Source organism: Cellulomonas carbonis (assembly GCF_014636275.1).
Classification (GTDB): domain Bacteria; phylum Actinomycetota; class Actinomycetes; order Actinomycetales; family Cellulomonadaceae; genus Actinotalea; species Actinotalea carbonis.
Map to the genome: position 1 here is coordinate 106,980 of NZ_BMEB01000002.1, position 13,505 is coordinate 120,484.

General features: G+C 76.8%; 13 protein-coding genes. 10 read left to right on the forward strand and 3 right to left on the reverse strand.

The annotated features are described in order from the left end of the window. Nucleotides 1–48 precede the first annotated feature (48 nt). Nucleotides 49–1,350, reverse strand: coding sequence for a glutamyl-tRNA reductase (locus tag IEV86_RS05840; RefSeq protein WP_043608124.1), 1,302 nt, complete (start codon nucleotides 1,348–1,350; stop codon nucleotides 49–51). Nucleotides 1,351–1,422: 72 nt separating this feature from the next. Here IEV86_RS05840 and hemE point away from each other — a divergent pair, with 72 nt between their 5' ends. The 8 genes from hemE (at nucleotide 1,423) to hemL (ending at nucleotide 10,453) form a co-directional block, all read left to right on the forward strand. Further along, the gene (gene hemE / locus IEV86_RS05845) at nucleotides 1,423–2,472 is read left to right on the forward strand and encodes a uroporphyrinogen decarboxylase (RefSeq protein WP_043608122.1); all 1,050 of its coding nucleotides are present in this window, start codon (nucleotides 1,423–1,425) and stop codon (nucleotides 2,470–2,472) included. Between the two features lie 49 nt (nucleotides 2,473–2,521). After that, the gene (gene hemG / locus IEV86_RS05850) at nucleotides 2,522–3,898 is read left to right on the forward strand and encodes a protoporphyrinogen oxidase (RefSeq protein WP_188484589.1); all 1,377 of its coding nucleotides are present in this window, start codon (nucleotides 2,522–2,524) and stop codon (nucleotides 3,896–3,898) included. 203 nt (nucleotides 3,899–4,101) lie between these two features. Further along, nucleotides 4,102–4,821, forward strand: a complete 720-nt coding sequence (gene hemQ, locus IEV86_RS05855; RefSeq protein ID WP_043604881.1) for a hydrogen peroxide-dependent heme synthase — start codon at nucleotides 4,102–4,104, stop codon at nucleotides 4,819–4,821. Then, nucleotides 4,818–6,035 carry a ferrochelatase gene (locus tag IEV86_RS05860; RefSeq protein ID WP_081978627.1) on the forward strand — a complete coding sequence of 406 codons (1,218 nt, stop codon included), beginning with the start codon at nucleotides 4,818–4,820 and terminating at the stop codon, nucleotides 6,033–6,035. The genes hemQ and IEV86_RS05860 overlap by 4 nt, the downstream gene beginning before the upstream one ends. 113 nt (nucleotides 6,036–6,148) lie before the next feature. Beyond that, entirely contained in the window at nucleotides 6,149–7,222 is a 1,074-nt protein-coding gene (hemC, locus tag IEV86_RS05865; protein ID WP_043604931.1) for a hydroxymethylbilane synthase, read from the forward strand. Between the two features lie 5 nt (nucleotides 7,223–7,227). Continuing rightward, nucleotides 7,228–8,055 (forward strand): uroporphyrinogen-III synthase, encoded by an 828-nt coding sequence (locus IEV86_RS05870; protein ID WP_161784033.1) that lies wholly within the window; start codon nucleotides 7,228–7,230, stop codon nucleotides 8,053–8,055. Beyond that, a complete protein-coding gene (gene hemB, locus IEV86_RS05875; protein ID WP_081978628.1) occupies nucleotides 8,052–9,125 on the forward strand; it encodes a porphobilinogen synthase in 1,074 nt (357 codons plus the stop codon). Before IEV86_RS05870 ends, hemB begins: the two co-directional genes overlap by 4 nt. Further along, nucleotides 9,122–10,453, forward strand: coding sequence for a glutamate-1-semialdehyde 2,1-aminomutase (gene hemL / locus IEV86_RS05880; RefSeq protein ID WP_152605604.1), 1,332 nt, complete (start codon nucleotides 9,122–9,124; stop codon nucleotides 10,451–10,453). Before hemB ends, hemL begins: the two co-directional genes overlap by 4 nt. A 176-nt stretch (nucleotides 10,454–10,629) precedes the next feature. Here hemL and IEV86_RS05885 read toward each other — a convergent pair whose 3' ends face one another. Together IEV86_RS05885 and IEV86_RS05890 are read right to left on the reverse strand one after the other, a co-directional pair. Next, on the reverse strand, nucleotides 10,630–11,967 hold the full coding sequence (locus IEV86_RS05885) for an alpha-amylase family glycosyl hydrolase (protein ID WP_043604884.1): 1,338 nt from the start codon (nucleotides 11,965–11,967) through the stop codon (nucleotides 10,630–10,632). A gap of 203 nt (nucleotides 11,968–12,170) precedes the next feature. Continuing rightward, nucleotides 12,171–12,524 (reverse strand): TraR/DksA family transcriptional regulator, encoded by a 354-nt coding sequence (locus tag IEV86_RS05890; protein WP_043604887.1) that lies wholly within the window; start codon nucleotides 12,522–12,524, stop codon nucleotides 12,171–12,173. 314 nt (nucleotides 12,525–12,838) lie between these two features. Between IEV86_RS05890 and IEV86_RS05895 the strand changes: the two genes are divergently transcribed. Both IEV86_RS05895 and IEV86_RS05900 read left to right on the forward strand, forming a co-directional pair. Then, a complete protein-coding gene (locus tag IEV86_RS05895) occupies nucleotides 12,839–13,120 on the forward strand; it encodes a metal-sensitive transcriptional regulator (protein ID WP_043604895.1) in 282 nt (93 codons plus the stop codon). Between the two features lie 125 nt (nucleotides 13,121–13,245). Continuing rightward, nucleotides 13,246–13,482 (forward strand): heavy-metal-associated domain-containing protein, encoded by a 237-nt coding sequence (locus tag IEV86_RS05900; RefSeq protein WP_043604897.1) that lies wholly within the window; start codon nucleotides 13,246–13,248, stop codon nucleotides 13,480–13,482. The last annotated feature ends 23 nt before the right edge of the window (nucleotides 13,483–13,505 follow it).

A 13,505-nucleotide genomic window follows, 5' to 3' on the forward strand; every position in this document is an offset into this window, starting at 1 on the left:
GGCGCCCCGCGCCGGGGTGACCGCCCGGCTGCCGGGGCGGGCCGGCCGTCAGGCGTCGTCGTCGGCCGGGTCCGGCGCCTCGACGTGCAGGCCGAAGACCGCCTCGAGGCCCTCGCGGTACGCGTCGTGGCGGCCCAGGCGTGCGTGCTCGCGCGCACGCACGGCCGGCGTGTGGAGCACGGACGCGGCGAAGCGGCGCAGCGACCGCTCGACGCGGTCGGCGACGTCGGGCTCGAGTCCCGCACGCGCGCGCCCGACCTCCGCCTCGAGGGCCTGCCCGACGTGCCGGCGCAGCGCGACGACCGCGGGCACGAGCTGCTGCTCGGCGAGCGTGGCCTCGAACGCGGCGGCGTGCTCGTCGACGATCTTGCGTCCCGCCATGACCTCGTCCGCGAGCGCGTGCGGGGCGTGCTGCTGCACGGTCACGAGGTCGACGAGCCGGACGCCGGGCACCGAGCGGACGGCCGGGTCGACGTCGTGCGTGAGGGCGAGGTCGACGAGGACGGTCGGGCGTGCGACGCCGTCGTGCGCGGCGGAGCGCTGCCGCGCGTCGGCGACCACGCGCGCGTCGACGACCGGGCCGAGCGCGCCGCTGCACGAGACGACGAGGTCCGCGTGCGCGAGGGCGTGCTCGAGGCCTCCCGCGGGGACGGCCTGGAGCCCGCGGTCCGCGGCGAACGCGGCGGCCCGCCCCGACGGCGAGTACACCGAGACGTCCGTCACGCCGCGGGCCCGCAGCGCGGTGAGGCTCGCACCCGCGTACGAGCCGGTGCCGATGAGCAGGACGGACGACGACGCCAGGTCGAGCTGCTCGGCGACGAGGTCGAGCGCGACGCCGACGACGGACCGTCCGGTGCCGCCGAGCGCGGTGCGGGAGCCGACGGCGCGGGATGCGCGCGACGCGTGCTGGAAGAGCCGCTCGAGCGCGGACGACGTCGTCCCGCCCGCGCGTGCGGTCTGCAGGGCCCTGCGGACCTGACCCGACACCTCGCGCTCGCCGACGACCATCGAGTCCAGGCCCGCGGCGACCGAGAACAGGTGCGTCGCGACGGCGGCGCCCACGGCCGGCTGGAGCGACGACGTCACGGCCCGCGCCTCGAGCCCCGAGCTGCGCGCGACGACGGCGCACACCTCGTCGACGGCCCGCCGCACCGCGGCCTCGTCGTCGGCGGGGACGGCCGCGTCGAGGTACACCTCGAACCGGTTGCAGGTCGCGAGGACCACGCACCCGGTGATGTCGGGGCTGTCGGCCACGACGCTCGTCGCCACGGAACGCGACCCGGAGCTCAGCTGCTCCAGGACGTCGAGGTCGAGGTCGCGATGACTCGCCGAGAGGCTCAGGAGGACCACAAGGCCTTCGATTCAACCAGTCGTCGGAATGATTGGCACAATCGCAGCGTGAATCTGCCCAGCAATCATCCCATGATCGACGGCCGGACGGCGCAATCCCCCCTCGTCCGCGCATTTGCGGGGCATCGTCCGGCGGACCCGTCGACCCGGCCCGTGTGGTTCATGCGCCAGGCCGGCCGGTCCCTGCCCGAGTACCGCGCGACCCGCGCGGGCGTCGCGATGCTCGACGCGTGCCTGACCCCCGAGCTCGCGAGCGAGATCACGCTCCAGCCCGTGCGCCGGCACGGCGTCGACGCGGGGATCCTCTTCAGCGACATCGTCGTGCCGCTGCGCCTCGCGGGCGTCGCGGTCGAGATCGTGCCGGGCCGCGGGCCCGTCTTCGACCACCCCGTGCGCACCGCGGCCGACGTCGCCGCGCTCCCGCCGCTCGACCCGGGCGCGCTCGCCCCCGTCGAGGAGGCCGTGCGGCTCACGGTCGCCGAGCTCGGCAGCACGCCGCTGCTCGGCTTCGCGGGCGCCCCGTTCACCCTCGCGTCGTACCTCGTCGAGGGCGGCCCTTCCAAGGACCAGCTCGCGGCGCGGACGCTCATGCACGCCGACCCCGCGACGTGGCGCGCGCTCATGGACTGGTGCGCCGACGTCACGGGCGCCTTCCTCCGCGCGCAGGTCCTGGCCGGCACGAGCGCCGTCCAGCTCTTCGACTCGTGGGCGGGCGCGCTGTCGCTCGCCGACTACACCGCGCACGCCGCACCCGCGTCGCGCCGTGCGCTGTCGCACGTGGCGGACCTCGGCGTCCCGGTCGTGCACTTCGGCACGGGGACGGGCGAGCTCCTCGGGGCGATGCGCGAGGTCGGGGCCGACGTCGTGGGCGTCGACCACCGCCTGCCGCTCGACGAGGCGAACCGCCGCCTCGGCGGCACCACCGTGCTCCAGGGCAACGTCGACCCCGCGTACCTGGCCGCGCCGTGGGAGGTCCTCGCGGCCCACGTCCGCGACGTCGTCGAGCGCGGCGGCAGCGCCCCCGCGCACGTGCTCAACCTCGGTCACGGCGTCCCGCCGACCACCGACCCCGACGTGCTCACGCGGGTCGTCGCGCTCGCCCACGGGCACGAGCCGGCCTGATGCGGGACCGGGCGCGCGAGCCGGCCCACGCGGCGGACGGGCCGCGCGCGTGAGTGCGGGGCGCGTCGTCGTCGTCGGGGCGGGGGTCGCCGGGCTCGTCGCGGCGCGCGACCTCGCCGCCGGGGGGCGTGACGTGACGGTGCTCGAGGCGTCGCCCGGCGCGGGCGGGTGCGTCGCGCCCCTGACCGTGGACGGTCTGCGCGTCGACGCGGGGGCCGAGTCCTTCGCGACGCGCTCACCTGCGGTGACGGACCTGCTGACCGAGCTCGGCCTCGCCGACGACGTCGTGCTGCCGGTCGCCTCGGGCGCGTGGCTGCAGACGCACCGCGGAGCCGTGCCGCTGCCGCGAGCGGGCATGCTCGGCATCCCCGGCTCGCCGTGGGCGGCGGACGTGCGCGCCGTCGTCGGGGTCGCGGGCGCGCTGCGCGCGTCGGCCGACCGGCTCCTGCCCGCGCGCGTCGGGCACGACGCCGGGAGCCTCGGCCGCCTCGTGCGCGTCCGGCAGGGCCGTCGCGTGCTCGACCGTCTCGTGACCCCCGTCGTCGCGGGCGTGCACGCCGCGCACCCGGACGAGGCGGACCTCGACGCGGTGCTGCCCGGCGTGCGGGACCGGCTCGCGCGCCACGGGTCGCTCGGTGCGGCGGTCGCGGCGATGCGCGCGGCGGCCCCCGCGGGCTCGGCGGTCGCGGGTCTGCGGGGCGGGATGCACCGCCTCGTCGCGGCGCTGGTCGAGGACCTGACGCGGCGCGGCGTCGACGTCCGCAGCGGCACCGCGGTCACGCGCGTCGAGCGCTCGGGTGCGGCGTGGCGGCTCGTCACGGCGGACGGGTCGCCGCTCGCGGCCGACGACGTCGTGGTCGCCGTCCCTGGTCCGGTCGCACTGGGCCTGCTGGCCGACGTCGTGCCCGCGGCCGCGACGCTCGACCGCCCCGCCGACACGGGCGTCGTCCTCGTCACGATGGCGCTCGACGCGCCGGCGCTCGACGCGGCGCCGCGCGGCACGGGGCTGCTCGTCGCGCCCGGCGCCCCGGGCGTGCGGGCCAAGGCGCTCACGCACGCGACCGCGAAGTGGCCGTGGCTCGCCGAGGCCGCCGGTCCGGGCCGGCACGTCGTGCGCCTCTCGTACGGCGGGCCGGGCCACGCGCGCGTGCCCGCCGACGACGAGCTGTTCGACGCCGCGCTCGCCGACGCCGCGCACCTGCTGGGCGTGCCGCTGCGGCCCGGGCAGGTGCTCGACCGGGTCCGCACGCCCTGGCCCGCGGGCCTGCCGCAGGTCCGGCCCGGCCACCGTGAGCGCGTGTCGGCCGTGCGGGACGCCCTCGAGCGCGAGCGCGGGCTGCACGCCGTGGGCGCGTGGCTCGCGGGCACCGGGCTCGTCTCGGTCGTGGCGGACGCACGGGCGGTCGCGGCGCGGCTCGCGGCCTGACCGGGTGACGCGCGTCACGAATTCCGCAGCGGTGCGGCGCGTGAACGGATCCCTGGACGTCCCGCCGCATTTCTGCGAGCGTGGCCGAACATGGCCCTCGTGCATTTCTGACACCTCGTCAGAACGATCTGACAGCCCGTCAGGAAATGCGTGGCGACCTCCCGATTTCGCCATTGCGACGGCCCCGACGCACACTTGCGCCCATGACCACCGGTGACGTTCGTCCCGCCCCCGACGCGCCCGAGGCGCCGTCCGGCGCAGCGGGCCCCTGGACCCTCTGGACCGTCCTCGCCCGACCCGCGGACGCCGCGGCCGGTGCCGCGTCGACCCCCGCGAGCGCACCCGCGCTGGCCGACGTCGTCGAGGACCCGAGCGACGGCGTCGTCGTCCGCGGCCTGTACGACGTGTCGGGCATGCGCGCGGGCGCGGACCTGCTCGTGTGGCTGCACGGCGACAGCGCCGAGGCCCTCCAGGCCGAGCAGCGCCGCCTGCGCCGCACGGCCGAGCTCAGCCCGCTCACGGTCGCGTGGGCCGCGATGGGCGTCCACCGGCCCGCCGAGTTCAGCGCCAACCACGGCCCCGCGTACATGGCGGGCCTCCCGCCGCGCACGTGGCTCACGGTCTACCCCTTCGTCCGGTCCTACGAGTGGTACCTGCTGCCGACCGACGAGCGCCGTGCGATGCTCGGCCAGCACGGCCGGATGGGGCGCGAGTTCCCGCAGGTGCTGTCCAACACCGTCGCCGCGTTCTCGCTCGGCGACTACGAGTGGATCCTCGGGCTCGAGGCCGACGAGCTGACCGACCTCGTCGACCTCATGCGTCACCTGCGCGACACGGACGCCCGCCGTCACGTGCGCGAGGAGATCCCGTTCTACACCGGTCGTCGGATCGAGCCCGACGAGGTCGCGGAGGTGCTGCTGTGAGCGAGACGACCGAGGTCCGTCCCGAGACCCTGCCCGAGCGCGACCCGCAGCCGCCCGTCGCGTACGACGCGGTGCTGCTCGTCGGGTTCGGCGGGCCCGAGGGCCAGGACGACGTCATCCCGTACCTGCGCAACGTCACGCGGGGCCGCGGCATCCCCGACGAGCGCCTCGAGGAGGTCGCGCACCACTACCGCCACTTCGGCGGCGTGAGCCCGATCAACGACCAGAACCGCGCGCTGCGCGCGGCGATGACGGCGGAGCTCGAGGCCCGCGGCCTCGACCTGCCCGTGTACTGGGGCAACCGGAACTGGGACCCCTACCTGCGCGACGCGCTGCGCGAGGCGCACGCGGCCGGCCACCGGCGCCTGCTCGCGGTCGTGACGAGCGCGTACTCGTCGTACTCGTCGTGCCGCCAGTACCGCGAGGACCTCGCTGGCGCGCTCGAGGAGACCGGCCTCGCGGGCGAGATGACGATCGACAAGGTCCGCCAGTACTTCGACCACCCCGGGTTCGTCACGCCGTTCGTCGACGCCGTGCGCGACGGCCTGGTTCGCGTGCGCGAGCGGCTCGGCGCCGACGCGGACCTCGCACGCGACGCGCACGTGCTGTTCGCGACGCACTCGATCCCCACGTCGACGGCCGTGACCTCCGGTCCGCCGCAGGCCGAGATGGGCGCCGAGGGCACGTACGCCGCGCAGCACCGCGCCGTGGCCGACGTCGTCATGGCGAGCGTCGGCGCGGCGGCCGACGTCGGCTCGGGACCGGCCGACGCGCAGCTGTCGAGCGTCCCGTGGAGCCTCGTCTACCAGTCGCGCTCGGGTGCGCCGTCGACGCCGTGGCTCGAGCCCGACATCAACGACGCCATCACCGAGCTCGCGGGCTCCGGGACCAGGGCCGTCGTGATCGTCCCCCTCGGCTTCGTGTCCGACCACATGGAGGTCATGTGGGACCTGGACGAGGAGGCGATGGAGACCGCGCGCGACGCCGGCGTCATCGCCGAGCGCGTCCCGACGCCGGGCGTGCACCCCGAGTTCGTGCGCGGCCTGATCGACCTCGTCGAGGAGCGCCTCGCGTCCGCGAGCCGCCCCGAGGGCGGCGAGCCCGCGCCGCGACCGGCGCTGACGCCGCTCGGCCCCTGGTACGACGTGTGCCGACCCGGCTGCTGCGCGAACCCCCGCGGACCTCGACCCGCCGTGGCGGGCCTCGCGCCGTGACGGGCCGGCACCGTGCCGACGGACCTGCCGACGGGCTCACCGACGGGCTCGGCGACGGGTCTGCCGACGGGGCGCTCGCCGGCGCCGGCGCCTCCTCCTCGGCCGCGGTCCGCATCGGGACGCGCGGCAGCGCGCTCGCGCTGACGCAGACCGGGCACGTCGCCGAGGCGCTCGTCGCGACGGGTGCCCTGGGCGGGCGTGCCGTGGACCTGGTCCGCGTCCGGACCGAGGGTGACCGCCTGCGCGGCCCGCTCGCGGCGCTCGGCGGCGCCGGGGTCTTCGTCGCGGCGCTGCGCGAGGCCGTGCTCGACGGGCGGTGCGACGTCGCTGTGCACTCGCTCAAGGACCTGCCGACGGCCCCGGCCGAGGGCCTCGTCGTGGCCGCGGTCCCCGAGCGGGTCGACCACCGCGACGCGCTGTGCGCGCGCGACGGCCTGACGCTCCAGGGCCTGCCCGAGGGCGCGCGCGTCGGGACGGGCTCGCCGCGACGCGCCGCCCAGCTGCGGGGCGTGCGCCCCGACCTCGACGTGGTCGACATCCGCGGCAACGTCGACACCCGGCTCGGCCGCGTCCCCGGGCTCGGCGAGGGTCCCGGCGACCTCGACGCCGTCGTGCTCGCGGCGGCGGGCCTGACCCGGCTCGGGCGACTCGACGCGGTGTCCGAGCTCCTCGCACCGTCGACCATGGCCCCCGCGCCCGGCCAGGGCGCGCTCGCGGTCGAGTGCCGCACCGGGTCGCTCACGACCGACCCCGGGCTCGCGGCCGCGCTCCGTGCGCTCGACCACCTCCCGACGCGCCTCGCCGTCACCGCCGAGCGCGAGCTGCTCACGGCCCTCGAGGCCGGCTGCGCGGCCCCCGTGGGCGCCGCGGGCCACGTCGACGACGACGGGCACCTGACGCTCGACGTCGTCGTCGCGCGCGTCGACGGGACCGCCCACCTGCGGACGTCGGCCTCGGTCCGGCTGCCCGAGGAGGCCCTGCGTGACCGGCCCGGGACGGGCCGGGCGGACCTCGACGTCGTCGGCCGCTTCGTCGACCTCGTCGTGCCGGACGACGACGTGCGCGCCGCCGAGCTCACCGACCGCCTCGTCGCGACGGCCCGCACGCTCGGCCGCCGCGTCGCCGAGCAGATGCTCGCCGAGGGCGTCGCCGACCTCGCCCCCCTCGGCCCCGGGCGGACGTCGTGAGCGGCGTGAGCGGTCGGACCGGCACGACCGGCCCGCAGGGCACGGACGGAGCCCTGGCCGGCCGCCGCGTGCTCGTCCCGCACGGCGGGGACTGGGGCCGGCGCGTCGCCGCGCTGCTCGCCGAGCACGGGGCGGAGGCCGTCGTCGTCCCGCTCATCGAGTTCTCCCCGCCCGACGACGTGCGCCCGCTCGACGACGCGATGCGGCGTCTCGCGGGCGGCGCGTACGACTGGCTCGTCGTCACGTCGGGCACCACCGTCACGGCCCTCGCGGGCCGCGTCCGCGCACCCGCCGGGCTCGTGGACGTGCTCGGCGGGGCGCACGTCGCCGCCGTCGGACCGGGCACCGCACGCGTGCTCGAGCGCCACCGCGTGACGCCCGACCTCGTCCCCGCCGGCGAGCGGTCCGCCCGGGGCCTGGTGGCCGAGTTCCCGGCGCCGGCCGGGCCCGCGAGCCGCGTCCTCGTGCCGCACTCCGACCTCGCCGAGCCGACCGTCGTCGACGGCCTGCGCGCCGCGGGCTGGCGCGTCGACGACGTCGTCGCGTACCGCACGGTCGCGGGCCCGCAGCCCGGTGCCGAGCTGCGCGCGGCCGTGCGCGACGGCGACGTCGACACCGTCCTGCTCAGCTCCGCGAGCACCGTCACGAACCTCGTCGAGCTCGTCGGCGTGCCGCCCGCGAGCACCGTCGTCTGCTGCATCGGGCCGCGCACCGAGGCCGCGGCACGCGCGCACGGCCTCGAGGTGCACGTCGTGCCCGCCGCGGCGTCGGCCGAGGACATGGTCGGCGCCCTCGTCCGCCACGCCGCCGACCACCCCCGGAGGCCCGCATGACCACGACCCCCACCGCCGGTCCCGCCGCGGGGCGGTCCACCGCGCCGGAGCGCGCCGTCCGCACGCGCGGAGCCGCGGGCTACCCCGCGGTGCGCCCGCGGAGGCTCCGCCGCACGCCCGCGCTGCGGCGGCTGGTCGCCGAGACGCACGTCGCGCCCGCGCAGCTCGTGCTCCCGCTGTTCGTCCGCGAGGGCGCGACCGAGCCGCTGCCGATCGCGTCGATGCCGGGCCAGGTCCAGCACTCGCGCGACTCGCTGCGGCGCGTCGTCGTCGAGGCCGCCGAGGTGGGGCTCGGCGGCGTCATGCTCTTCGGCGTCCCGGCCGAGCGGGACGCGACCGGCTCGGCCGCGTGCACCGCCGAGGGGATCCTCAACGTCGCGATCGCGGACGCCGTCGCCGAGGCGGGCGACGCCGTCGTGGTCATGGGCGACCTGTGCCTCGACGAGTTCACCGACCACGGCCACTGCGGCGTCCTCGACACCCGGGCCGGCCACGCGGGCGAGGTCGACAACGACGCGACGCTCGAGCACTACCGCGCGATGGCGCTCGCGCAGGCCGAGGCGGGCGCCCACCTGCTTGGGCTCAGCGGGATGATGGACGGCCAGGTCGCGGCGGTGCGGGACGCGCTCGACGCCGCCGGCCACGAGCAGGTCGCGCTGCTCGCCTACGCCGCGAAGTACGCGTCGGCGTTCTACGGGCCGTTCCGCGACGCCGTCGAGTCGACGCTGACCGGCGACCGCCGCGCGTACCAGCTCGACCCCGCCAACCGGCGCGAGGGACGGCGCGAGGCGCTGCTCGACGTCGCCGAGGGTGCGGACGTCGTCATGGTCAAGCCCGCGGGGTCCTACCTCGACGTGCTGGCCGACGTCGCCGCGACCAGCGAGGTGCCCGTCTGGGCGTACCAGGTGTCGGGCGAGTACGCGATGGTCGAGGCGGCCGCGGCCAACGGCTGGATCGACCGGCGGCGCGCCGTCGAGGAGTCGGTGCTCGCGATCCGGCGGGCCGGCGCCGACGCCGTGCTGACCTACTGGGCGCTCGAGATCGCGCGCTGGACGAGGGAGGACTCGTGAAGGCACCCCGCTCGGCCGAGGCGTTCGCCGCGGCGCAGGAGATCCTGCCCGGGGGCGTGAGCTCGCCGGTGCGCGCGTTCCGCTCGGTCGGCGGGACCCCGCGCTTCATCGCGTCCGCGCGCGGGCCGTACCTGACGGACGTGGACGGGCTCGAGTACGTCGACCTCATCGGGTCGTGGGGACCGGCGATCCTCGGTCACGCGCACCCGTCGGTCGTGTGGGCGGTGCAGCAGGCGGCGTCGCAGGGCCTCGGCTTCGGCGCGCCGACCGAGCGCGAGACCGAGCTCGCGCTCGAGGTGCGCCGTCGCGTGCCCGGCGTCGAGCGCCTCCGCTTCGTCTCGACGGGGACCGAGGCGACCATGACGGCGATCCGGCTCGCGCGCGGCGTCACGGGGCGCCCGCTCGTCGTGAAGTTCGCGGGCTGCTACCACGGGCACCTCGACGCGCTCCTCGCGCAGGCCGGGTCGGGCGTCGCGACGCTCGCGCTGCCCGGCTCGTCGGGCGTGACCGAGGCGACCGCGGCCGAGACGCTCGTCCTGCCGTACAACGACGTCGCCGCCCTCGAGGCCGCGTTCGCCGCGCACGGCGACCGCATCGCGTGCGTCATCACCGAGGCGGCTCCCGCGAACATGGGCGTCATCACGCCGCTGCCCGGCTTCAACGCGGCGCTGCGTCGCATCACGGCCGCCGCGGGCGCGCTGATGATCGTCGACGAGGTGCTGACCGGCTTCCGCGCAGGACCGTCCGGCTGGTGGGGCGTCGAGGGTGCCGTCGGGGGGGACGACGGCTGGACACCCGACCTGTTCACGTTCGGCAAGGTGCTCGGCGGCGGGCTGCCCGTGGCCGCCGTCGGCGGGTCGCGGCACGTCATGGAGCACCTCGCGCCGCTCGGCCCCGTCTACCAGGCGGGCACGCTGTCGGGGAACCCGGTCGCGACGGCCGCGGGCCTGGCGACCCTCCGCGCGGCCGACGACGTCGTGTACGCGCGGGTCGGTGCGGCGGCGCGGACCGTCGCCACGGCGCTCACGGAGGCGCTCGACGCGGCGGGCGTCGCGCACTCGATCCAGTGGGCGGGCACGCTGTTCAGCCCCGCGTTCGTCGATCCCGCGAGCGGCCCGGTGACGGACTACGAGCGGGCCCAGGCGCAGGACACGTGGCGCTACCCGCCGTTCTTCCAGTCGCTGCTGCGGTCGGGCGTGTACGCGCCACCGAGCATCTACGAGGCGTGGTTCCTCTCGGCCGCGCACGACGACGACGCGCTCGGCCGGATCGTCGACGCGCTCCCCCGCGCGGCCCAGGCGGCCGCGGCAGCGACCCCGCCGGCCTGACGCGGGCGGTCGCCGGGCCGGCGCGGGACCCCGCCGGCGACCCAGCACCCGTCACGGCGACCCACCACCGGCCCCCACCACTCCGGACCACTGTGCGGAGTCCGTCGACCGGCACACGACCGTCCGGATCCGCACAACGCCCCGACGCGCACGCCGTCGCGGCGGGGCGCGCCCGGTCAGGCGGTCAGGACGGCCCAGCCGTGCGGCGGGAGGTCGACGTGCGCTCCCGGGCCCGGGTCATGCAGGTCGCCGTCGCCCGCGAGCACGTCCCCCGCACCGGGGACCGACAGGGTGACGGGGCCGTCCTCGACGCTGAGCGCGAGCAGCAGGGCGTCGTCGTCGGCGTGCTGGCGGAGCACGAGGGTCGTGTTGGTGCAGGTGAGGACCTCGCTGCGGGACCGGTGCAACCACGGGTGGCGCCGGCGCAGCGCGACGAGCCCGCGGTGCAGGTCGTACGCGGCGCGCGCGTCCGCGTCGAGGTGGTCGGGAGCGGGCGGGGCGTCCGGGAAGCGTGGGCGGACGGCGTCGTCGCCGCCCTCGCGGTCCTCCTTGACGCCCGTCATGCCGAGCTCGTCACCCGCGTAGACCGTGGGCGTGCCGCCGAGCGTCATGAGCAGCGCGACGGCGTGCGCGACGTGGCGGCGGTCCGCCAGGCGGCTCGCGATGCGGGTCACGTCGTGGTTGCCGACGAACGTCAGCGGGACGAACGTGTCGAGCCACGCGTCGTGCCGCGACAGGGTCCACGTCAGCTCGAAGAAGTTGCCGTCGTTGAGCGACGACCACACCGACTTCCACAGCTCGTACTGCGTGACGGCGTCCACACCGGACTCGGCGACGAACGCGGCGTAGTCGCCGTGCAGCACCTCCCCGAAGACGTACGCGTCCGGGTGCGCGGCGAAGACCTGCGGCAGCACGCGCGTCCAGAACGACGGCGGCGCGGCGTAGGCGGCGTCGAGGCGCCACCCGTCGACCCCGCGGTCGAGCCAGTACGTCATGACGTCGGCGACGTGGCGCGCGACGTCGTCGGCGGCGTGGTTCAGCGCGACGAGCGCGTGGTGGCCCTCGAAGTCGTCGTAGTCGGGCTCGGCGCCGGGTCCCGCGCCGTCGGGCCACCGCAGCCGGAACCAGTGCTCGGTCGGGGCGCCCGGGCCGTGGCGCAGGACCTCCTGGAACGGCCCGAACCCGCGCCCGACGTGGTTGAAGACCCCGTCGAGGGTCACGCGCAGGCCCCGGGTGTGCGCGGCGTCGACGAGGGCGACGAGGTCCTCCTCGGTACCCAGCCGCGAGTCGACACGGTGGTGGTCGACGGTGTCGTAGCCGTGCGTGTGCGACGCGAAGACCGGACCGAGCGCGACACCCGACAGGCCGAGGTCGACGACGTGGTCGAGCCAGCGCGTCACGTGCTCGAGGCGGTGGACGGGCGGCGCGCCGTCGGGCAGCGCCTCGCGCTCCGCGCCCACGAACCCCAGCGGGTAGACGTGCCACCACATCGCGTGCTCGACCCAGCCCGGCATGCACCCTCCGCTCGCCCGTCCCCCGGCCACGGTATCCGCGCACGACGACGTGGGCGCGCGGGTCGCGGCGACCGGCCGACGGCGGGTGGGTGGCCGCGAGCGGGTGGATCGGCCCGCGCGTCCCGCGGGTGGACCCACCCGGACGGGCCATGGCGGGGTAGGGGCCACCCGGACGGTGCCTGGCGGCAGCCGGCTCGTCGTCGTCAGGTGGCGCAGCCGACGCAGGTCCGGGCGGTCGGGCGCGCTCGCAGTCGCTCGGCGGGGATCGACGTGCCGCACCGCTCGCACAGGCCGTAGGCACCCGCGTCGAGGCGTTCGCGGGCCGCGGCGACCTCCTCGAGCTCGGTCGTCGCCTGGTGCACCAGCGCGCCGATCTGCGAGCGCTCGAAGGCGATGGTCGCGCCCTCGGGGTCGTGCTCGTCGTCGACGTTGCTCCCGGCCGCGGCCTGGACGACCTCGTCGAACCTCCCGGTCAGGGACGCGAGCCGTCGCGCCGCCTCGGACCTGCGCTCGTCGAGCGCCGCGCGGACCGCCGTCTCGTCGTGGTCGGAGAGCATCCTCGCCACCTCCTCGCGCCCATCATGCCAACCGGCGTCCTGGGGCGCGGGCGCTCCGCAGTCGACGAAGGCGGGAGCGCAGTCGACGAAGGCGGGAGCCGTGGTCCCGGAGCTCGCGACGGCGCACCCGGCGCCGGCGGCCCGTCGCGCACCCGTGCGCGGGCGATCGCGGGGCCGCGTCGGCGGCGCCCTCCCTGCCGACCACCGACCCGGGACCTCCGTCCCATGTCCGCGGGCTCGCCAGAAATACCCTACGGGGGTATGGTGTTCTCGTCGTCGCGGGGACGACCACGACACCACCGGGAGCGCACCAGATGGCCGGGTACAGCGGCACCAAGGAGGACTACCTCAAGCGGCTGCGCCGCATCGAGGGGCAGGTCCGCGGGATCGCGCGCATGGTGGACGAGGACACGTACTGCATCGACATCCTCACCCAGGTCTCCGCGGTGACGAAGGCGCTGCAGGCCGTGAGCCTCGGTCTCGTCGAGGACCACCTCTCGCACTGCGTCGTCGACGCGGCCCGCGCGTCGGACGAGGCGGGCGAGGAGAAGGTCCGCGAGGCGGCCGACGCGATCGCCCGGCTCGTCCGGAGCTGACGCCCGGCCCGACCGGCCAACCGCACCGGCCCGACCCACCGCACGGGCACCCGAGCAGCACCCCGACCAGCACGACCCGCAGCACCCGCACCACCCGCACCACCCACCCGAACGGAAGGCACACCATGAGCACCCAGACCGTCGACGTCAACGTCCAGGGCATGACCTGCGGCCACTGCGTCCGCTCCGTCCAGGAGGAGATCAGCGAGATCCCCGGCGTCACCGACGTCCAGGTCGAGCTCGTCTCGGGCGGCACCTCGACCGTCAAGGTCACCTCGACCGAGCCCGTGAGCGCCGACGCGCTCGAGGCCGCGGTCAAGGAGGCCGGCTACTCGGTCGCACCCCCGCGCTCGCTGCTCTGAGCAGCACCACCCACCCCGGCCCG

Excerpts from the sequence above, each read along its gene's own strand:
- hemE (WP_043608122.1), top strand. The coding sequence starts at position 1,423 with ATGATCGACGGCCGGACGGCGCAATCCCCCCTCGTCCGCGCATTTGCG.
- IEV86_RS05900 (WP_043604897.1), top strand. The coding sequence starts at position 13,246 with ATGAGCACCCAGACCGTCGACGTCAACGTCCAGGGCATGACCTGCGGC.
- IEV86_RS05895 (WP_043604895.1), top strand. The coding sequence starts at position 12,839 with ATGGCCGGGTACAGCGGCACCAAGGAGGACTACCTCAAGCGGCTGCGC.
- IEV86_RS05890 (WP_043604887.1), bottom strand. The coding sequence starts at position 12,524 with ATGCTCTCCGACCACGACGAGACGGCGGTCCGCGCGGCGCTCGACGAG.
- hemQ (WP_043604881.1), top strand. The coding sequence starts at position 4,102 with ATGACCACCGGTGACGTTCGTCCCGCCCCCGACGCGCCCGAGGCGCCG.
- IEV86_RS05885 (WP_043604884.1), bottom strand. The coding sequence starts at position 11,967 with ATGCCGGGCTGGGTCGAGCACGCGATGTGGTGGCACGTCTACCCGCTG.
- hemB (WP_081978628.1), top strand. The coding sequence starts at position 8,052 with ATGACCACGACCCCCACCGCCGGTCCCGCCGCGGGGCGGTCCACCGCG.